Here is a 22,466-nt window from a genome sequence, read left to right as displayed (position 1 = left end):
GGGGGGGGGGCGTGGTGGCGCCACTTCGCGGGAACCTCACGGCTCAGCCAGGCAACTGACCACAAGCCTGACGCGTGCTGCTCGCGCGCCTTGTCTGATCCGGCCGGAACGCTCCAGATCCGCCAACCCATGGAGCGCGGCCCAGAACGTCTCGGTCGCGACCTCGACATCTGCCCTCGCCGGCCCGACAGCCTCGGCCAGCGCCGCGAAGGCGTCCTTCAACTCGGGGCGTGTATCGGTTTCTGCGAAGCGCAGGCCGGTTGCCTTGGTGAACATCGCCTCGTACAGGGCTGGGTGCGCACGCGCGAAGGCGAGATAGGCCATGGCGACGCTCTCAAGCGCGCCTTGACAACCGGCCGATCCATGTGCGGCCTGGCGGAGCGCTGTCGCCAGTTCGCCAAACCCCTCGATGGCGATCGCCGCCACGATGGCGTCCCTGTTCTCGAAGTGCGAGTAGAGGACGGGCTGGCTGTACTCGATCTCCTCCGCCAGGCGCCGGATCGTGACGGCGTTCCATCCTTCACTTTCCGCGATCAGGCGTGCCGCCGCCGTGATGCGCTGCTCGCGCTCGGCGCGCTCTCTGCCCTTTCTCTCCGCGATACCCATTTGCCGCCTCCCGTGCCATGGCCACAAAATTTATAATGAAGCTTGAAAATATAGCAATGCTAGAATATATATCGTTCAGAAACATGGAGGGTGACATGCACTGGTTCTCAATCGCGGTGGCGCTGCTGGCGGCTTTCGGAATCATCGTCATCGGCGGCCTGTATCTTTTCAGCCCAAGGTCGGCGACCTTGAGTTTCGGTCTGCCCCTCCCTGGGGAGGGCGCGAACATCGCCTGGTGGCTGCGGCTCAAGGGTGTGCGCGACGTCGCCTCTGGATTGGTGGTTCTCGCCCTGATGGTTTGGGGCGGGCCGCAAACGGTCGGCATCGCCTTGCTGGTCGAAGCGATGATTCCGCTGGGCGACATGTCGCTCATCCTTGCGGCGAAAGGTTCAACCGGGCGGGCATTCGGCATCCATGGCGTCACGGCGGCGCTGATGGTCCTGGCCGCGGTCCCGCTGCTGGCCGGGGTGGCCTGAGATGCCGTCCATGCTCCCGACTTGGTTCCTCGCTGCGGCTTTCCTCGGTGCAGGGATGTTCAACGCCATCGGCGCGTTCGGCGTGCGTGCGAGTTTCATCCGCTGGGGATTTCCCGGGTGGTGGTGTCGCGTGACCGGCGCCTTGGAGATTGTGGTCGCGGTTCTGGTCGCGTTTCGGGCCAGCCGTCAGGCGGGCCTCATCCTGGGGGCGATTATCATTGCCTCGGCGATTCTCACGGTCGTGCGGCGCCGTGACTTCTCCCACCTCGCGCCCCTCGGCCTGTTTGCCGTCTTGCTCGCCGTGGCAGAGGCCGCGTTTTGACCCCAGAGAGGCGTGTGACACTCTTCAAATTTCCCCAATCACGTGCGCCTGTGCCGCCAGGATCTTGGGCAATATCCGAAAAAACTCGATCACGCTCGACCGTCGGGCCGGCAGGAATCCCGGCATCTGGCAATAATTTTTCCGCCATCCTGGAACCCGACTTGCTTTTGTCATGGGGCCATCACGGTTCCAATCCGTGCTCCTAACCTTAAGGATAGCGGATGGGGCGGTGCTTGCGCTGTCAGGTGGTCTACATATAGTGAGTTTTGCACGTATTTTTCGCGAAATATCATTCTTGTAAACGTTTAATTAAGATGCGCGGATTATGGTAGCAGCCGATAATAGCCCTAATATTTTGGTGCCAAGTTGCGGATACTGAGAACGTTGCTTGCCGCGACGGCCCTGGTTCCCTTGGCGATGGCCAAGCGGTCTCACGCTCAGGATGCCGGCCAGATATTGCGCGATGTTGAGCGCAACATTCCGCGCGCAGCACCGCAGGCCCCCGCTCTGCCCGATCTGGCGCCCCCCACCACCGAGGGTGAATTCCTGAAGGCGGGTGAGACGGTGCACGTCACCGGCTTTCACATCATCGCCACCCTCATTCCCGAAGCTGAATTGCGGGATCAGTTGACGTCCTATGTCGGGCGCGACTGCACCTTGGGCGATCTGCGTGAGGCGGCAGCCCGCATCAGCCGCTATTACGCGCAGCACGACCTGCTGGCCCGTGCCGTCCTGCCGCGCCAGAGCCTGGAAGGCGGGGTCGTCACCATCCAGGTGCTGGAAGCGCGCATGGGGCGGGTGCTGGTCGACCCCTCCAGCGACGTGCGCCTGGATGCCGACCAGGCGGCGGATTTCATCTTCGCCCAAAACCCGCAGGGCGATCCGCTGCGGCCCAGCGCGGTCGCCACCGGCGTGTCCAACCTGGGCCTGATCCCAGGCATGCAGGCGCTGGGCGTGCTGGATGCCGGCGCGGAGGAGGGAACGACCGACGTCCACCTCAAGATGCGTGAGCCGCCGCTGCTGACGGCCACCGCGCTGGTCGACAACAACGCGCCGCGCGAAATCGGCGGCACGCGCGGCCTCGCCATCGTCACCATGACGGACGCGGCGGGTATCGGCGACCAGGTCGCCGTCACCGGCCAGGCCAGCCAGTCGTCGAAATACGGCCAGATGCTGGTCGGGGCGCCCATCTGGCACGAAGGCCTGTGGCTGGAAGCCAGCGGCGCCGTGTTGCAATACGACGTGCCGGAAGACATCAACGCCAGCACACCCGCGGGCGACGCGCAGACGGCCGCCCTGACCCTGCGCTGGCTGGCGCTGCGCAGCTCCGCGGCACCGGTGAACCTGGCGTTCGGTCTGGAGCATAAATGGACCAGCGACAAGTTGGCCGACGTGGTTACGGCGTCCAACAGGCTGGGTGCGTTGACCTTGGCCGCCCACCGGCTGATGCGCGATGATTGGCAGGGTGGCGGCGCCTTCACCTTCGATGTGCAGGTCAAGGCGGGCAACGTCGACCTGTCGCACAACGCTGCCAACCAGGCCATCGATCAGGCCACCGCCCGCACCCAGGGCCACTATGTCAAGGCCAGCGCGTCGGTCAGCCGTGCCCAGGCCCTGTGGCGGGGCGGGGACATGCTGGCCACCCTGGCGGCGCAGGTCGCGTCCAAGAACCTCAACAGTTCCGAACAGTTTTCCCTGGGCGGGCCCACCGGCGTGCGGGCCTATCCCCTGAACCAGGGCGGCGGCGACCAGGGTGCCATGCTGAACCTGGAGGTGGGGCAGCAGGTGTCCACCAGTATCCGCTTTTCCGCCTTCTGGGACGGCGGCTGGGTGGAGCAGCACAAGGAAACCTGGGGCGGCTGGGAGGGTGTGGGCTCGCCGCACAACCACTACTTCCTGCAGGGGGTTGGCGCCAGCGTTCAGTGGACGCCGGCCGGCAACGTGCAGATGAAGGCCACCGTCGCCCACCGCATCGGTTCCGACGCCGGGCGCACCGCCCAAAACCTGGACCTGGATGGCCGGCGGCGCGAACTGCGGGCCTGGATGCAAGTGGTATTGTCGGTCTAGGGGGCCCAGGAGGAATAATGGCCAGCCGCTCCGCGCTTCCGTTCCGCCTTCCCCTGCGCGCCAGGCTGCTGGGATGCACCGCCGTGCTGTCGGTGATGCAGGCGCTGACCTTGCCGGCCGTGGCAGGCACGCCGGCACCCGGCACGCTGCCCACAGGGGGACAGGTCCAGGCCGGTACAGCGGGCATCAGTTCCACCGGACCGGTGATGACCGTCACCCAGTCGACGGACAAGGCCATCATCAGCTGGCAGCAGTTCAACGTGGGCGCCGGCGCCACCGTGAATTTTCAGCAGCCCAACAGCTCGGCCATGACGCTGAACCGCGTACGCGGCGGCGATCCCTCCCTGATTGAGGGCGCGATCAAGGCGCCCGGCACGGTCATCCTGGTCAATCCCGGCGGCGTGGTCTTCGGCGGCGGCGCCACGGTGGACGTGGGCGGCCTGGTCGCTTCGACCATGGACATCGCGGATGAGGATTTCCAGAAGGGCCGGCTGGTCTTCAACCGGGGATCGGCCACCGGCTCGGTGGTCAACGGCGGCACCATCACCGCCCATAACGGCTCGGTGGTCCTGCTGGCGGCGCAGATCCGCAATCAGGGCCTGATCCAGGCTCAGCTGGGCTCGGTGGTGCTGGCGGCGGGGGAGACCGTGACGCTGACGCCGGACGGCGGCGCCCCTCTCAAGGTGGATCCCGCCACGGTCGAGGCGCAGATCGAGGCGGGCGGCATCATCCGCGCACCCGGCGGCACCGTCTACCTTACGGCCCAGGCGCTGAACATCGTGGCCGGCGGCGTCATCAAGGCCACCGGCGTCATCGAGGCCGACTCCCTCACCCGCGAGGGCGGCAAGCTGGTCCTGGACGCCAACGGCCCCATCACCCTGCAGGGCGCCACGCTGAGCGCCAAGGGCGCCACCGGTGGCGGCACGGTCACGGTGGGAACGGCGGAGACGGCCTCCGTCACCATGGATGCCGCCAGCCGCATCGACGCTTCGGCCACGGAGACGGGCAAGGGCGGGTCGGTCACGGTCAACAGCCAGGACACCGCCGCCCACGGCGTGCTGCTGGCCCGGGGCGGCAGCTTGTGGGGTGACGGCGGCGCCATTGAGACGTCCGGCCACGCGCTGGCCTTCGACGGGGCGACGGTGGATGTGGGGGCGGCCCATGGCAAGGGCGGCACCTGGCTGCTGGACCCCGTCGACCTGACGGTGAACGCCGCCTATGCCGCCGCCATCCAGACGGCGCTGGCCAGCGGCAGCGTCACGCTGCAGACCACCAATACCAGCGTGGGGTACACCGGCGTCACCGCCGGCGGGGTCACCAAAGCCAGCGGCCTGGGCGACATCGCCGTCAATGCCGGCATCACCTGGTCCTCGGCCAACAGCCTGACGCTGGATGCCTATCACGGCGTGTCCATCAACGCCGCCCTGTCGGGCACCAGCCTGGTGGTCCTGACCAATGACGGCGGCAGCGGCGGTGTGTTCCGGGTGACCGCCCCGGTGTCACTGACCACCAGCCTGACGGTCAACAGCACGGCCTATACCCTGGTCACGTCGGCGGCGGCCTTGGCCGCCATCACCGGCAGCGGCAATTACGCGCTGACCAGCGACTTGGCGCTGACCGGCGCGTGGACGCCCATCGGCTACAGCGCCACGGGCAACAACGCGTCGCCCACCGCCTTCACCGGCACGCTTGAGGGGCTGGGACATACGATCACCGGCGTGACCGTCAATGCCGCCGGGGGCGGGGCGGGCAACCTGGGCCTGCTCAGCGTCATCGGCGGCGGTGGCCTGGTTCAGAACCTGACGCTGTCCGGTGGAATGCTGTTTGGCGGCACCGGCGCCAACCTTGGCCAGCTGGCCGGCCAGAACCAGGGCACGGTGCGCAACGTCACCGCCTCCGGCACCGTCACCGCCGGCGATGGCGCCAGCACCGTGGGCGGTCTGATCGGCGGCAACAGCGGCACGGTCACGGCTTCCTCCGCCGCCGTGACCGTTTCGGTCGGCAGTGGTGTGTCCAAGGTGGGCGGGCTGGTGGGCGCCCAAACGGCGGGCCTCATCGCCAACAGCTTTGTCACCGGTGCCGTCACGGCCGGCTCGGCCGCCACGGCGGTTGGCGGCCTGGCCGGCTGGGTCGGCGGCGGTACGGTATCCGGCAGCTACGCCGACAGCAGCCTGACCGTTGGCGACGGTGGCAACCGCGTCGGCGGCCTGGTCGGCTACAGCGACGCGTTGATCACCCAGAGCTACGCCAGTGAGACCATCTCCGCCGGTGGCGGGGTTCAGTATGTCGGCGGATTGCTGGGATATGGCGACACCGCCAACACCGTCAGTGCCGTCTATGCCATCGGCCCCATTTCGGTTGGCACCACGTCCGACAGCGTGGGTGGCTTGGCCGGCTATAACGCCGGCACCATCAGCGCCGCCTATGCCACCGGGTCCATCACCGCTGGCGCCGGCACCACCAACATCGGCGGCTTCGTCGGTTCCAATGCCGGCCTGGTGACGGTTGGCTTCTGGGACACGGCGACCAGCGGCCTGTCCGTCGCCTACGGCAGCAATACCGGCACGGTGTCTGCCACGGCCATCGCCGCGAACACGCTGACCACCGCCACCTATGTCGGCTTTGACTTCAGCAACGACTGGTATGAGGTCGACGGCCGCACCCGCCCGTTCCTGCGCAGCGAATACGCCACCACCATCACCAACACCCATCAGTTGCAACTGATGGGCGTGGACCCGACGGCATCCTATGTCCTGGGTAAAAACCTGGACATGAGCGGCACCACGGTGCAGGGCGGTCTTTGGTCCACCAGCGGCTTCACCCCCATCGGGTTCACGACGGTGGGGGGCAATGCTTCCCCCACCGTCTTCACCGGTTCGCTGGACGGCCAGGGCTACACCATCAGCAATCTGACCCTGAGGGCGACCACCTCCCACGGCGTCGGTCTGTTCTCCAGCATCGGTCCCGCCGGCTCGGTCGCCAACCTGGGGCTGGTGAACGGCACGATGATCAACTCCTCGGCGGGGACCCAGGTCACCGGCTGGGGCATGCTGGCCGGCAAGTTATCCGGCACCGTCACCAACAGCTACGCCACCGGCGTGGTCTTTGTCTCCAAGACCACGGGCGTGGGGGGGCTGGTCGGCTATATGTCGGGCGGCACCATCCTGAACAGTTATTCCGGTGTCAGCTTCCTGAACGGCCTTTCGGTGACGGCGGTCGGCGGCTTGGCGGGGCAGGTCTCGGCCCAGTCCTATATCAGCGGCAGCTATGCCACTGGCGGCTTCAGCCTCTCCTCCTTCAACCAGCGTATCGGCGGGTTGGTGGGCGACGCCAATACCATGACGCTGGTCAATTCCTACGCCACCGGCGGCGTCAGCACCGGCAGCAGCGGCGCGCAATATGTCGGCGGCCTGGTCGGCGTCAACACCTTCGGCTCAATCCTGGGCAGCTACGCCACCGGCAATATACTGCTGTCGAGTGCCGCGGCGCGCATCGGTGGCTTGGTCGGTTCCAACTCAGGCACTGTCAGCGGTAGTTATGCTACCGGAACAATCACCGCCACCGGCACCGGCAACCAGTATTTCGGTGGCTTGGTCGGGGTGAACTCCCAAACCACGGCCGGTTCGGCGTCCGCGCTCATCGCCGACAGCTACGCCACGGGCAACCTGTCGGTCGGGGCGGCCACGGGTGTCGGCACCATGGCGCAGTATATCGGCGGGCTGCTCGGCCACGAGCAGAACGGCATCATCAGCGGCAGCTATGCCACCGGCACGGTGTCGGTTGGCCGGACCGCCTTCTACGTCGGTGGCTTGGTCGGGGCGTCGGAGGCATTCAACCTCACCTCGTCATCCGTGCTGGGCAGCTATGCCACTGGCACGGTCATCGCCGGCACGGCGGGCACTGATATCGGCGGCCTCGCCGGTCGCAACTATGGCAGCCTGATCCGGGGCGCCTACGCGACGGGGGCCGTCAGGGCCGGTACCCTATCCAACGGCGTTGGTGGCCTGGTGGGCGAGAACGCCGTCAGCGGCACCGTCATCCCCACGATCGCCCAGAGCTGGGCCAGCGGGTCGGTGTCAGCGGCAGCGGGCGTCAGCGTGGGCGGTCTGGTCGGCAGGATGACCTCCGGCACGGTGATGACCAGCTTCTGGGACACGGTCTCCACCAACCAGACGAACGCCTATGGCACCAGTTCGGCCGGCTCCTTTTCCGCCACGGGGGTCAGTGGCACCGCCGCCTATGCCTCCGCGACCTACAGCGGTTTCGACTTCACCTCCACCTGGTACATGGTGGACGGCTATACCCGGCCCTTCCTGAAGGCGGAAGCCCGGACCACCATCATCAACGCCCATCAGCTTGAACTGATGGGCGCCAACCCGGGCGGAAGCTACGTCCTGGGCGCCAACATCACGATGGCGGAGTTGGCGCTGACCTCGGGCCTGTGGAACACGGCCACCGGCTTCGCCCCCATCGGCATCACCTCCGCCGGCGGCAACGCCAGCCCCACCGCCTTCACCGGCACGCTGAACGGCCGGGGCTACAGCATCAGCGGCATGACCATCGTCAGTGCCGCCAGCGATAATATCGGCCTGTTCAGCGATATCGGCGCCGGCGGCACGGTCACCAACCTGACGCTGACGAACGCCAGGATCAGCGTCGGCGCCGTCAGCGGCGTCGGCCTCGTCGCCGGGCAGAACAGCGGCACCATCAGCGGCGTCCAGACCAACGGCACGATTCTGGCGGCGTCGGGCGCCCAGCGCCTCGGCGGGGTGGCCGGCGTGAATGCCGGTCTCATCACGGCGGCGTACACGGGCGGCACCGTGTCGGCCGTGGCGGCCCAGAGTGTGGGTGGCATCGTCGGCTACAACAGCGCCACCGTCGCCAACAGCCACGCCATCAGCGCCGTCATTGTCGGTGATGGCGCGCAGTCCGTGGGCGGCGCCGTGGGCTATGACGCCGGCACCATCAGCGCCAGCGACGGTATCGGCATCGTCCAGGTGGGCAGCGGGGCGCAGGCCGTCGGCGGCTTGGTCGGGTATGAGGCGGGGCTGGTCACGGCCAGTTATGGCGGTGGCACAGTCACGGTGGGCAGCGCCGCGCAATATGTGGGCGGCCTCGCCGGGACCGTCACTACCGCGGGCGTCGTCAACGGCGGCTACGGCACCGCCACCATTATCGCCGGTGCCGGCGCGGTGGATATCGGCGGCCTGGTCGGCGCCAACGCCGGTCAGGTGACCGGCGCCTACGCCATTGGCAGCATCCTGGTCGGCAGCGCCGGCACCGCCGTGGGCGGCCTGGCGGGCGCCAACACCGGGACCATCACTGCGACCTATGCCACGGGCAGCGTCCTCGCGGGCCAGGGCACCACCGTGATAGGCGGCCTGGTGGGCCAGAACGACGGCGCGGTGTCGGGCTATTGGGACACGGGCACCACCGGCCTGACCGTGGGCTATGGCGCCAATACCGGCAGCGCCTCGGTCACGGGCATCAGCGGCTCATCGGTTTATCTCAGCGCCACCTACGCGGCCTTCGACTTCACCAGCGTCTGGTACATGGTCGATGGCTACACCCGGCCCTTCCTGCGGGACGAGTACAACACCACTGTCGTGAACGCCCACCAGTTGGAGCTCGTGAACCTGGACCTGACGGCGACCTACACGCTGGGGCGCGATATTGACGTCAGTGAAGCCACCAGCACGGCCGGCTTGTGGGCGACGGCCACCGGCTTCCTGCCCATCGGCTTCAGCACCAGTGGTAACAATGCCAGCCCAGGCAGCTTCACGGGCACGCTGAACGGCCAGGGCCATGCCGTCAACAACCTGGTCATGGCCAATGCCGCGGCCAGCAACATGGCACTGTTCAGCGCCATCGGCACCGGCGGCGTCGTGCAAAGCGTGGGTGTCTACAACGGCACGGTGGTGGGCGGCGGCGGCAACGTCGCGCTGCTGGCCGGCAGCAACGCCGGCACCATCCTCAGCGCCTATGCCACCGGCACCGTCACGGCCGGCAGCGGCGCCCAGTACGTCGGCGGGTTGGTCGGCGGCAATACGGGTACGATCAGCGTGGCCTACGCGACGGCCGACGTCACCGCCGGCGCCAACGCGGCGGACGTCGGCGGGCTGGTGGGCTACAATGCCGGCCGGGTCACCGTGGCCTATGCCAGCGGCGTGGTGACGGCGGGGACGGGCGTGGGCGCCGTCGGGGCGTTCGCCGGTGGTAACGACGGCGTGATCGCGGGCGCCTATTGGGATGGTTCCAGCAGCGGCCAGACCGTGGGCTATGGCGGCGGGACGGGGACGTTCAGCGCCACCAACGTCAGCGGCACCGCGGCCTACGCCTCAGCCACCTATAGCAGCTTCGACCTCACCAACACCTGGTACATGGTCAGCGGCTACACCCGCCCGCTGCTGCGCATGGAATACGGCACGGTCATCAACAACGCCCACGAGTTGCAGCTGATCAACCTGGCCATGACGGCCAACTATGTCCTGGGCGCCAACATCACGATGAGCGAGCTGACGCAGGCCGGTGGCCTGTGGAGTTCCGCCGGCTTCGTGCCCCTGGGCCTCAATACCGCCAACTCGAACAACAGCCCGGCCTTGTTCAACGGCACGTTCGATGGTTTTGGCCACAGCATCGTCGGCCTCACCATCAACAACACCGTTTCCAACAATGTCGGCCTGATCAGCTACAACAACGGCACCATCCGCAATTTGAGCGTGCTGGGTGCCCGCATCAACGTCGATGGCCCCAACGACGTCGGCATCGTCGCGGGTGAAAGCGTCGCGACGGTCAGCAACGTTTATGCCAGCGGCACCCTCATCGCCTCCGGCGCGGTCTCCTACATTGGCGGCCTGTTCGGATTCATGAGCGGTACCGTGGTGAACAGCGGTGCCGCCGTCACCCTGCAGGTAGGATTCGCCGCGCAGCAGGTGGGCGGCCTGGTCGGCATCAATTCCGGCTTTCTGTCCGGCAGCTTCGCCACCGGCACCATCTCCGCCGGCAGCGGTGTGCTGAACCTCGGCGGCCTGGTGGGCCAAGTCGCGGGCACCGTCAGCAACAGCTATGCCATGGTCAATGTTTCCGTGGCCAGCGGCACCGCCGGCGGCACGGCCATTGGTGGGTTGGCGGGCGTCAATCAGGGGTTGATCGCCAGCAGCTATTCCACCGGCAGTGTCACGGCGGGCCCGTCCGCGGTTTCCGTCGGGGCGTTCTTGGGCGACAACCAGAACGCGGTGACCACCAGCTATTGGGACACGACCACGTCGGGCATGACGGTGGGCATCGGTGGCGGCACGGGCACGGCCGCGGACGCCACCGGCTTGGCCACCACCGCCTGGCTGACCAGCGGGCCCATAGCGCAGTCCGTGTTCAGCACGACGGATTGGTTCAACGGCTCACCCTATCCGCTGTTGAAGTCGCTGCCCTACATCGTGATCACCGGTTCGGGTAGCGGCGTCTATGGCGCCGCCACCGTCACGGCGACCACCACCAGTGCCTATGATCAGCTGGGCCGCAGCGTCGGCAGCGGCCTATCCACCTCCGGCATGGTCTGGACCACGAGCGAGGCGCGCTCCGCTGTTGGCTCCTACAGCCTGCTTGGCCTGGGTGGCGCCAGCTATTCCGGCGGTGTCTACCAGTTCTCGTCCTCCGGCACGCTGACGGTGACCCCAGCGTCGCTGACGATCACGGCCAGCGGGGCGACCAAGACTTACGGGACCAGCGCCAGCCTGACGGGGTACAGCAGCAGCGGCCTGGTGAATGGCGATACCATCAGTGCCGTGACGCTTGCGTCCAGTGGTTCTGGCACGGCAGCGTCGGTGGGCAGCTACAGCGTTGTGGCCAGCGGCGCCACGGGCACGGGGCTCAGCAATTACTCGGTGAGCTACACCGACGGCACGCTGACGGTGACCCAGGCGGCGCTGACCATCACGGCCAGTGGGGCGAGCAAGACCTACGGCGCCAGCGCCAGCCTGACGGGCTACAGCAGCAGCGGCCTGGTGAACGGCGACAGCATCAGTGCGGTGACGCTGGCCAGCACGGGCAGCGGTACGGCGGCGTCGGTGGGCAGCTACAGCGTTGTGGCCTCGGGCGCCACAGGCACGGGGCTCAGTAATTACTCGGTGAGCTACGCCGACGGCACGCTGACGGTGACCCCAGCGTCGCTGACGATCACGGCCAGCGGGGCGAGCAAGACCTACGGCGCCAGCGCCAGCCTGACGGGGTACAGCAGCAGCGGCCTGGTCAATGGCGACAGCATCAGTGCGGTGACGCTGGCCAGCAGCGGCAGTGGCACCGCCGCGTCGGTCGGGAGCTACAGCGTCGTGGCCTCGGGCGCCACGGGCACGGGTCTGAGCAATTACTCGGTGAGCTACGCCGACGGCACGCTGACGGTGACCCCGGCGGCGCTGACCATCACGGCCAGCGGGGCGAGCAAGACCTACGGCGCCAGCGCCAGCCTGACGGGCTACAGCAGCAGCGGCCTGGTGAACGGCGACAGCATCAGTGCGGTGACGCTGGCCAGCACGGGCAGCGGTACGGCGGCGTCGGTGGGCAGCTACAGCGTTGTGGCCTCGGGCGCCACAGGCACGGGGCTCAGTAATTACTCGGTGAGCTACGCCGACGGCACGCTGACGGTGACCCCGGCAGCGCTGACGATCACGGCCAGCGGTGCCACCAAGACCTATGGCATCAGCGCCAGTCTGACGGGCTACAGCAGCAGCGGGCTGGTGAATGGCGACAGCATCAGCGCCGTGACCTTGGCCAGCAGCGGCAGCGGCACGGCCGCCTCGGTGGGCAGCTACAGCATCACCGCCAGCGGTGCCACGGGCACGGGGCTCAGCAATTACTCGGTGAGCTACGCCGACGGCACGCTGACGGTGAATCCGGCAGCGCTGACGATCACGGCCAGCGGTGCGACCAAGACCTACGGCACCAGTGCCAGTCTGACGGGCTACAGCAGCAGCGGCCTGGTCAATGGCGACAGCATCAGCGCCGTGACCTTGGCCAGCAGCGGCAGCGGCACGGCCGCCTCGGTGGGCAGCTACAGCATCACCGCCAGCGGTGCCACGGGCACGGGGCTCAGCAATTACTCGGTGAGCTACGCCGACGGCACGCTGACGGTGAATCCGGCAGCGCTGACGATCACGGCCAGCGGTGCGACCAAGACCTACGGCACCAGTGCCAGTCTGACGGGCTACAGCAGCAGCGGCCTGGTCAATGGCGACAGCATCAGTGCGGTGACCCTGGCCAGCACGGGCAGCGGCACGGCGGCGTCGGTGGGCAGCTATAGCATCAACGCCAGCGGCGCCACGGGCACGGGGCTGAGCAATTACTCGGTGAGCTACGCTGACGGCACGCTGACGGTGAATCCGGCAGCGCTGACGATCACGGCCAGCGGGGCGAGCAAGACCTATGGCACCAGCGCCAGCCTGACGGGCTACAGCAGCAGCGGCCTGGTCAATGGCGACAGCATCAGTGCGGTGACGCTGGCCAGCACCGGCAGCGGCACGGCGGCGTCGGTGGGCAGCTACAGCGTTGTGGCTTCCGGTGCCACGGGCACGGGGCTCAGCAATTACTCGGTGAGCTACGCCGACGGCACGCTGACGGTGAACCCGGCCGCGCTGACGATCACGGCCAGCGGGGCGACCAAGACCTACGGCACCAGTGCCAGCCTGACGGGCTACAGCAGCAGCGGCCTGGTCAATGGCGACAGCATCAGTGCGGTGACGCTGGCCAGCACGGGCAGCGGTACGGCGGCGTCGGTGGGCAGCTACAGCATCAGCGCCAGCGGTGCCACGGGCACGGGGCTCAGCAATTACTCGGTGAGCTACGCCGCCGGCACGCTGACGGTGACCCAGGCGGCGCTGACCATCACGGCCAGCGGGGCGAGCAAGACCTACGGCACCAGCGCCAGCCTGACGGGGTACAGCAGCAGCGGCCTGGTGAACGGCGACAGCATCAGTGCGGTGACGCTGGCCAGCAGCGGCAGCGGCACCGCCGCCTCGGTGGGCAGCTATAGCATCACCGCCAGCGGCGCCACGGGCACGGGGCTCAGCAATTACTCGGTGAGCTACGCCGACGGCACGCTGACGGTGAATCCGGCAGCGCTGACGATCACGGCCAGCGGGGCGAGCAAGACCTACGGGACCAGCGCCAGCCTAACGGGCTACAGCAGCAGCGGCCTGGTGAACGGCGACAGCATCAGCGCCGTAACGCTGGCCAGCAGCGGCAGCGGCACGGCCGCCTCGGTGGGCAGCTACAGCATCAGCGCCAGCGGTGCCACGGGTACGGGGCTGAGCAATTACTCGGTGAGCTACACCGACGGCACGCTGACGGTGACCCCGGCGGCGCTGACGATCACGGCCAGCGGGGCGAGCAAGACCTACGGGACCAGCGCCAGCCTGACGGGCTACAGCAGTTCTGGCCTGGTGAATGGCGACAGCATCAGCGCGGTGACCTTGGCCAGCACGGGCAGCGGCACGGCGGCGTCGGTGGGCAGCTATAGCGTTGTGGCCTCGGGCGCCACAGGCATGGGGCTCAGCAACTACTCGGTGAGCTATGCCGACGGTACGCTGACGGTGACCCCAGCGTCGCTGACGATCACGGCCAGCGGGGCGACCAAGACCTACGGCGCCAGCGCCAGCCTGACGGGGTACAGCAGCAGCGGCCTGGTGAATGGCGACAGCATCAGTGCGGTGACCTTGGCGTCCAGTGGTTCCGGCACGGCGGCGTCGGTGGGCAGCTACAGCATCACCGCCAGCGGTGCGACGGGCACAGGGCTCAGCAACTACTCGGTGAGCTATGCCGACGGTACGCTGACGGTGAATCCAGCGGCGCTGACGATCACGGCCAGCGGGGCGAGCAAGACCTACGGCGCCAGCGCCAGCCTGACGGGGTACAGCAGCAGCGGCCTGGTGAATGGTGACAGCATCAGCGCCGTGACGCTGGCCAGCAGCGGCAGCGGCACGGCGGCGTCGGTGGGCAGCTACAGCGTTGTGGCCAGCGGCGCCACGGGCACGGGGCTCAGCAATTACTCGGTGAGCTATGCCGCCGGCACGCTGACGGTGAACCCGGCAGCGCTGACGATCACGGCCAGCGGGGCGAGCAAGACCTACGGCACCAGCGCCAGCCTGACAGGGTACAGCAGCAGCGGGCTGGTGAACGGCGATAGCATCAGTGGCGTGACCCTGGCCAGCACGGGCAGCGGCACGGCGGCGTCGGTGGGCAGCTATAGCGTTGTGGCTTCCAGTGCCACAGGCACGGGGCTCAGCAATTACTCGGTGAGCTACGCCGACGGCACGCTGACGGTGACCCAGGCGTCGCTGACGATCACGGCCAGCGGGGCGAGCAAGACCTATGGCACCAGCGCCAGCCTGACGGGCTACAGCAGCAGCGGCCTGGTGAACGGCGACAGCATCAGCGCGGTGACGCTGGCCAGCAGCGGCAGTGGCACCGCCGCGTCGGTGGGCAGCTACAGCGTTGTGGCCAGCGGTGCGACGGGCACGGGTCTGAGCAACTACTCGGTGAGCTACGCCGACGGCACGCTGACGGTGACCCCAGCGTCGCTGACGATCACGGCCAGCGGTGCCACCAAGACCTACGGGACCAGCGCCAGCCTGACGGGGTACAGCAGCAGCGGCCTGGTGAATGGCGATACCATCAGTGCCGTGACGCTTGCGTCCAGTGGTTCTGGCACGGCAGCGTCGGTGGGCAGCTACAGCGTTGTGGCCAGCGGCGCCACGGGCACGGGGCTCAGCAATTACTCGGTGAGCTACACCGACGGCACGCTGACGGTGACCCAGGCGGCGCTGACCATCACGGCCAGTGGGGCGAGCAAGACCTACGGCGCCAGCGCCAGCCTGACGGGCTACAGCAGCAGCGGCCTGGTGAACGGCGACAGCATCAGTGCGGTGACCCTGGCCAGCACGGGCAGCGGCACGGCGGCGTCGGTGGGCAGCTATAGCGTTGTGGCTTCCAGTGCCACAGGCACGGGGCTCAGCAATTACTCGGTGAGCTACGCCGACGGCACGCTGACGGTGACCCAGGCGGCGCTGACCATCACGGCCAGCGGGGCGACTAAGACCTACGGCGCCAGCGCCAGCCTGACGGGGTACAGCAGCAGCGGCCTGGTGAACGGCGATACCATCAGCGCGGTGACCCTGGCCAGCACGGGCAGCGGCACGGCGGCGTCGGTGGGCAGCTACAGCGTTGTGGCCTCGGGCGCCACGGGCACGGGGCTGAGCAACTACTCGGTGAGCTACACCGACGGTACGCTGACGGTGAACCCCGCGGCGCTGACCATCACGGCCAGCGGTGCGACCAAGACCTATGGGACCAGCGCCAGCCTGACAGGGTACAGCGGCAGCGGCCTGGTGAACGGCGACAGCATCAGCGCCGTGACGCTGGCCAGCACGGGCAGCGGCACGGCGGCGTCGGTGGGCAGCTACAGCGTTGTGGCCAGCGGCGCCACGGGCACGGGGCTCAGCAATTACTCGGTGAGCTATGCCGACGGCACGCTGACGGTGAACCCGGCGGCGCTGACCATCACGGCCAGCGGTGCGACCAAGACCTATGGCACCAGCGCCAGCCTGACGGGGTACAGCAGCAGCGGCCTGGTCAACGGCGACAGCATTAGTGCCGTGACGCTGGCCAGCAGCGGCAGCAGCACCGCCGCGTCGGTGGGCAGCTACAGCGTTGTGGCCAGCGGTGCGACGGGCACGGGCCTCAGTAACTACTCGGTGAGCTACGCCGACGGCACGCTGACGGTGAACCCGGCGGCGCTGACCATCACGGCCAGCGGGGCGACCAAGACCTACGGCAGCAGCGCCAGCCTGACGGGCTACAGCAGCAGCGGGCTGGTGAACGGCGACAGCATCAGCGCCGTGACGCTGGCCAGCAGCGGCAGCGGCACGGCCGCGTCGGTGGGCAGCTACAGCGTTGTGGCCTCGGGCGCCACGGGCACGGGGCTCAGCAACTACTCGGTGAGCTATGCCGACGGTACGCTGACGGTGACCCAGGCGGCGCTGACCATCACGGCCAGCGGGGCGACCAAGACCTACGGCGCCAGCGCCAGCCTGACGGGGTACAGCAGCAGCGGCCTGGTGAACGGCGACAGCATCAGCGCCGTGACCCTGGCCAGCACGGGCAGCGGCACGGCGGCGTCGGTGGGCAGCTACAGCATCAACGCCAGCGGTGCCACAGGCACGGGGCTGAGCAACTACTCGGTGAGCTACGCCGACGGCACGCTGACGGTGACCCCGGCGGCGCTGACGATCACGGCCAGCGGTGCGACCAAGACCTATGGTGCCAGCGCCAGCCTGACGGGCTACAGCAGCAGCGGCCTGGTGAACGGCGACAGCATTGCGGCCGTGACGCTGGCCAGCAGCGGCAGCGGTACGGCGGCGTCGGTGGGCAGCTATAGCATCACCGCCAGCGGTGCGACGGGTACGGGGCTGAGCAATTACTCGGTGAGCTACGCCGATGGCACGCTGACGGTGAACCCGGCAGCGCTGACGATCACGGCCAGCGGGGCGACCAAGACCTACGGGGCCAGCGCCAGCCTGACGGGCTACAGCAGCAGCGGCCTGGTGAACGGCGACAGCATTGCGGCCGTGACGCTGGCCAGCAGCGGCAGCGGTACGGCGGCGTCGGTGGGCAGCTACAGCGTTGTGGCCAGTGGTGCGACGGGCACGGGGCTGAGCAATTATTCGGTGAGCTACGCCGACGGCACGCTGACGGTGAATCCGGCAGCACTGACGATCACGGCCAGCGGGGCGAGCAAGACCTACGGCACCAGCGCCAGCCTGACGGGCTACAGCAGCAGCGGCCTGGTGAATGGCGACAGCATCAGCGCCGTAACGCTGGCCAGCAGCGGCAGCGGCACGGCGGCGTCGGTGGGCAGCTACAGCATCAACGCCAGCGGTGCCACAGGCACGGGGCTGAGCAACTACTCGGTGAGCTACGCCGACGGTACGCTGACGGTGACCCCGGCGGCGCTGACGATCACGGCCAGCGGGGCGAGCAAGACCTACGGGGCCAGCGCCAGCCTGACGGGGTACAGCAGCAGCGGCCTGGTGAACGGCGACAGCATCAGCGCCGTAACGCTGGCCAGCAGCGGCAGCGGCACGGCGGCGTCGGTGGGCAGCTACAGCGTCGTGGCCTCTGGTGCTACGGGCACAGGGCTGAGCAATTACTCGGTGAGCTACACCGATGGCACGCTGACGGTAAACCCGGCGGCACTGACGATCACGGCCAGTGGGGCGACCAAGACCTACGGCGCCAGCGCCAGCCTGACGGGCTACAGCAGCAGCGGCCTGGTGAACGGCGACAGCATCAGCGCCGTCACCTTGGCCAGCACGGGCAGCGGCACGGCGGCGTCGGTGGGCAGCTATAGCATCAGCGCCAGCGGTGCCACGGGTACGGGGCTGAGCAATTACTCGGTGAGCTACACCGACGGCACGCTGACGGTGACCCCGGCGGCGCTGACGATCACGGCCAGCGGTGCGACCAAGACCTATGGTGCCAGCGCCAGCCTGACGGGCTACAGCAGCAGCGGCCTGGTGAACGGCGACAGCATTGCGGCCGTGACGCTGGCCAGCAGCGGCAGCGGTACGGCGGCGTCGGTGGGCAGCTACAGCGTTGTGGCTTCCGGTGCTACGGGCACAGGGCTCAGCAATTACTCGGTGAGCTACGCTGACGGCACGCTGACGGTGAATCCGGCGGCGCTGACGATCACGGCCAGCGGGGCGAGCAAGACCTACGGCACCAGCGCCAGCCTGACGGGGTACAGCAGCAGCGGCCTGGTCAATGGCGACAGCATCAGTGCGGTGACGCTGGCCAGCACGGGCAGCGGCACGGCCGCCTCGGTGGGCAGCTATAGCGTTGTGGCCTCGGGCGCCACAGGCATGGGGCTCAGCAACTACTCGGTGAGCTATGCCGACGGTACGCTGACGGTGACCCCAGCGTCGCTGACGATCACGGCCAGCGGGGCGACCAAGACCTACGGCATCAGCGCCAGCCTGACGGGGTACAGCAGCAGCGGCCTGGTCAATGGCGACAGCATCAGTGCGGTGACCTTGGCGTCCAGTGGTTCCGGCACGGCGGCGTCGGTGGGCAGCTACAGCGTTGTGGCCAGCGGTGCGACGGGCACGGGGCTCAGCAATTACTCGGTGAGCTACGCCGATGGCACGCTGACGGTGAATCCGGCAGCGCTGACGATCACGGCCAGCGGGGCGAGCAAGACCTACGGCGCCAGCGCCAGCCTGACGGGGTACAGCAGCAGCGGCCTGGTGAACGGCGACAGCATCAGCGCCGTCACCTTGGCCAGCAGCGGCAGCGGCACGGCCGCCTCGGTGGGCAGCTACAGCGTTGTGGCTTCCGGCGCCATGGGCACGGGCCTGAGCAATTACTCGGTGAGCTACGCCGATGGCACGCTGACGGTGAACCCGGCGGCGCTGACGATCACGGCCAGCGGGGCCACCAAGACCTATGGCAGCAGCGCCAGCCTGACGGGGTACAGCAGCAGCGGGCTGGTGAACGGCGACAGCATTAGCGCCGTGACGCTCGCGTCCAGTGGTTCTGGCACGGCGGCGTCGGTGGGCAGCTACAGCGTCGTGGCCAGCGGTGCCACGGGCACGGGTCTGAGCAATTACTCGGTGAGCTACGCCGACGGCACGCTGACGGTGAACCCTGCGGCGCTGACGATCACGGCCAGCGGGGCCACCAAGACCTATGGCAGCAGCGCCAGCCTGACGGGGTACAGCAGCAGCGGGCTGGTGAACGGCGACAGCATTAGCGCCGTGACGCTCGCGTCCAGTGGTTCTGGCACGGCGGCGTCGGTGGGCAGCTACAGCGTCGTGGCCAGCGGTGCCACGGGCACGGGTCTGAGCAATTACTCGGTGAGCTACGCCGACGGCACGCTGACGGTGAACCCTGCGGCGCTGACGATCACGGCCAGCGGTGCGACCAAGACCTACGGCGCCAGCGCCAGCCTGACGGGGTACAGCAGTTCTGGCCTGGTCAACGGCGACAGCATCAGCGCTGTCACCCTGGCCAGCAGCGGCAGTGGCACGGCGGCGTCGGTGGGCAGCTACAGCATCAACGCCAGCGGTGCGACGGGCACGGGGCTGAGCAACTACTCGGTGAGCTACGCCGCCGGCACGCTGACGGTGAACCCCGCCAGCCTGACCATTACGGCCAGCGATGAAACCAAGACGGCTGGTCTCGAGCTGATCCTGGCGGGTTACGGCGTGACGGGATTGATGAACGGTGACAGCGTCACCCAGGTGACGTTGAACAGTCCCGGCGCCGTGGCTTCGGCGGCGCCCGGCAGCTATGGCATCACCGCCTCGGGCGCCATCGGTACTGGCCTCGGCAATTACACGATTCTGTACCAGACTGGGTCGCTGAGCATCGGTGCGTCTGCGGCACTGACCACAAGCACCTTGCAGCGCCAAGTCGTGGCGGCTTTGCTGCCGACCGCAAGCCTGGCCGCCCCCGCCATCACCGCCAGTCTCGGTGGGGGCGTGGGAAGCGTCAGCGCGCCGGTCACCGCCAGCGGCACGGGCTCGACCGGGGCGACAGCAGCCATCGCCACCGCCGGCACTGCGGCATCGACGCCGGCGGCCGGCGGCGATGCAACGGCGCCGAGCGCGGCCGCATCCTCGGGCACATCCGGCGGAACCTCGTCCGGCGCATCCGGCGGGACGTCGTCCAGCGACAGTGGCGCATCTTCGAGCAGCACCGCCTCGCAAGGCAGTTCCTCCCGTGGCGGCGAGAGCGGTGGCGGTCAAGTATCCTCCGCGCAGACATACGCGGTTTCTTCCGCCGGTAGCGAAGGCGGCGTCTATAATCAGCTACAAATGACCTCAGCCCCCATTCAAGGCACGAAGCAGGATGAGCGGAAACAATAGCGGCGACTTTTCCATCCCGGTGGTCGAACGCAGCGGCGACATGCTGATGGAATTGGGACGTCGCGTTCCCGTATTCGCGCAGGGGTTGCAACTGCAGGCCGCCGGAAGGACGGCCGAGGCGCGCCAGGTCTTCCTGCAGTTGACCGAGCGCCCGGAGGTGACGGCGCCCAGTTTGCACCAGCTGGGCGTCATGGCCGCCTATGAGGGAGACAATTTGAGAGCCGCCGGCCTGTTCGAACACGCCTTGAAGATCGAACCCGGTGAGCCCCTTTACTACTGCTCGCTGGGCACCGTGTTCGAGCGCATGGGCGACCTGCCGCGCGCCGCTGCCGCCATGCTGAACCTGGCGGTCATGCTGCAGACCCGTGGCCAGCATGCGGATGCGATGCCTCTCTACCGTCGCATCCTGGCGTTATCGCCCTTGAACTATTCCGCCTGGGTCAACATGGGTACGGGATTGGCCTGGATGGGGCAATCGCGTGAAGCGGTCGTGCCGCTGATCGTGGGCGTCATCCTCTTTGGCCGGGTGCTGCCCGAGGCGCGCGATCTGGGCAGGCAGCTGGTCGACGAAATCAGCGACCGTCTGCCGGAACTGACGGCGGCGCTGGCCACCCTGCCGGAAGGGATGCCCGACGGACGGCTGGAACGGCTGGAGGAAGTCCTTCAGACCCTGGACAAGGCCCTGCGCACCGCCGGCTTCATCGACGCCACCGTGATGGCGTTGGATATGGCGCTGAAGCTGGCGCCCGGCAACGCGCTGGCCCGCTGGAACCACTCCTTGGCATGCCTGGCGCGCGGCGACTTCGCCACGGGCTGGGCGGACTACGAATGGCGCTGGGTATGGGACCAGTTTCCCGAACCCCGTCGTATCCTGGCGGCACCGCAATGGCGGGGCGAGAACCTAGCGGGCAAACGCATCTACGTTTGGGGGGAACAGGGCTTCGGCGACATTCTCCAGTTCACCCCGCTGGCCCATATCCTGAGGGATCGCCATGGCCTCGCGGATCTGGTGTTGGAAGTGTCGTCTCCGCTGACCGGGGTCCTGAGTACCGCCCTGGCCAAAGACGGCATCCGTGTGGTTCCCCGCCCCGACAACCCGCACATGTTCAGCGTCCAGGAATCGTTTGATTATCACGTGCCGCTGTTAAGCCTGCCGCACATGCTGTCGCTCCGCGTCGCGGACCTGCCGCTGTTGCCCGGCTGGCTGACCCTGCCGGAGGAACAGGTGGCCCGCGGCCGGACCTTGCTGCCGCCGCCCAACGGCCGGCGCCGCGTCGGCGTCGTCTGGGCTGGCCGTCCCCAGCATTCCGAGGACGCCCGCCGCTCTTTGCCGCTGGCGCATCTGGGGGCGGTTCTCGACGCCATTCCCGATGCCGACTGGTTCTCGTTGCAGGTCGGGCCGCGGGCGGGAGAGTCCCTGGCCTTCAAGGGTCGGTTGCACGATCTGAGCCCCAAGCTTCAGGACTTCATCGACACGGCGGCCGTCATCGCCAACCTGGATCATGTGGTGGCGGTGGACACCGGGGTGGCGCATCTTGCCGGATCCATGGGCAAACCGGTCTCGCTGCTGCTCGCGCACTCCGTCGACTGGCGCTGGGGCATCGGCGACACGACATCGCCCTGGTATCCCAACCACCGCGTGCATCGCCAGCCCGCCCTGGGCGACTGGTTGAGCGCCATCGCCGCCTTGAAGGAGGAACATGCGCAATACGGGATGACCGTCCCCGCGCCAGCCTCCGACGCCCCTCCACCCGAGGCTAGCCCTGGGCCGAAGCCGGCCAGAGCAGGCCGCAAGGCATCCGTCACCGCTACGGCCAAGCCTTAACGGATTTTCCTGTTCTTATCCGCCTTAACGGGACGTGATGGCCAGGTGCCTTGGCGCGGTGGTGGCGTGTGCCGGCCTCGTACTTCACGGGTTCCCTGGCACTCCAGACAGGTTTCGCTTGATTGGTCGAGCTGACCCGTCCGAAAGATGACAATGTTGCTTGACATTAAAGCGTTATCAAACGGACCGGGCGCATTTTGCCAACCCGGCGATGGTGCCATGCCTACCGTTGGCCGTGACCGTGGGATGCCGCAGCG

Annotated in this window: 6 protein-coding genes; 5 read left to right on the top strand and 1 reads right to left on the bottom strand. The window is 67.9% G+C overall.

Annotated elements, in window-relative coordinates; all coding sequences use genetic code 11:
* Positions 1-36: 36 nt before the first annotated feature.
* Positions 37-606: a TetR/AcrR family transcriptional regulator gene (locus Y958_RS27075; protein WP_088874956.1), complete on the bottom strand. Its 570-nt coding sequence runs from the start codon at positions 604-606 to the stop codon at positions 37-39.
* A 95-nt stretch (positions 607-701) separates the two neighbouring features.
* Between Y958_RS27075 and Y958_RS27070 the strand changes: the two genes are divergently transcribed.
* The 5 genes from Y958_RS27070 (at position 702) to Y958_RS27050 (ending at position 22,209) form a co-directional block, all read left to right on the top strand.
* Entirely contained in the window at positions 702-1,082 is a 381-nt protein-coding gene (locus Y958_RS27070; RefSeq protein WP_088875271.1) for a DUF4267 domain-containing protein, read from the top strand.
* Position 1,083: 1 nt separating this feature from the next.
* Complete coding sequence (locus tag Y958_RS27065; RefSeq protein WP_088874955.1) at positions 1,084-1,404, top strand: DoxX family protein; 321 nt, start codon at positions 1,084-1,086, stop codon at positions 1,402-1,404.
* Between the two features lie 456 nt (positions 1,405-1,860).
* Positions 1,861-3,471 carry a ShlB/FhaC/HecB family hemolysin secretion/activation protein gene (locus Y958_RS27060; RefSeq protein ID WP_244909629.1) on the top strand — a complete coding sequence of 537 codons (1,611 nt, stop codon included), beginning with the start codon at positions 1,861-1,863 and terminating at the stop codon, positions 3,469-3,471.
* Positions 3,472-3,488: 17 nt separating this feature from the next.
* Positions 3,489-20,384, top strand: coding sequence for an MBG domain-containing protein (locus Y958_RS27055; RefSeq protein WP_088874953.1), 16,896 nt, complete (start codon positions 3,489-3,491; stop codon positions 20,382-20,384).
* The gene (locus Y958_RS27050) at positions 20,368-22,209 is read left to right on the top strand and encodes a tetratricopeptide repeat protein (protein WP_088874952.1); all 1,842 of its coding nucleotides are present in this window, start codon (positions 20,368-20,370) and stop codon (positions 22,207-22,209) included. The genes Y958_RS27055 and Y958_RS27050 overlap by 17 nt, the downstream gene beginning before the upstream one ends.
* Positions 22,210-22,466 lie beyond the last annotated feature (257 nt).

The sequence above is a fragment of the Nitrospirillum viridazoti CBAmc genome, assembly GCF_000730165.1.
GTDB lineage: Bacteria > Pseudomonadota > Alphaproteobacteria > Azospirillales > Azospirillaceae > Nitrospirillum > Nitrospirillum viridazoti.
The sequence above is the reverse complement of the archived record's forward strand: the minus strand, read 5'-3'. Positions and strand labels throughout refer to the sequence as shown.

Bases quoted from the DNA above. Each gene is read 5' to 3' on its own strand.
- Y958_RS27075 (WP_088874956.1), bottom strand. From the start codon at position 606: ATGGGTATCGCGGAGAGAAAGGGCAGAGAGCGCGCCGAGCGCGAGCAG.
- Y958_RS27070 (WP_088875271.1), top strand. From the start codon at position 702: ATGCACTGGTTCTCAATCGCGGTGGCGCTGCTGGCGGCTTTCGGAATC.
- Y958_RS27065 (WP_088874955.1), top strand. From the start codon at position 1,084: ATGCCGTCCATGCTCCCGACTTGGTTCCTCGCTGCGGCTTTCCTCGGT.
- Y958_RS27055 (WP_088874953.1), top strand. From the start codon at position 3,489: ATGGCCAGCCGCTCCGCGCTTCCGTTCCGCCTTCCCCTGCGCGCCAGG.
- Y958_RS27050 (WP_088874952.1), top strand. From the start codon at position 20,368: ATGAGCGGAAACAATAGCGGCGACTTTTCCATCCCGGTGGTCGAACGC.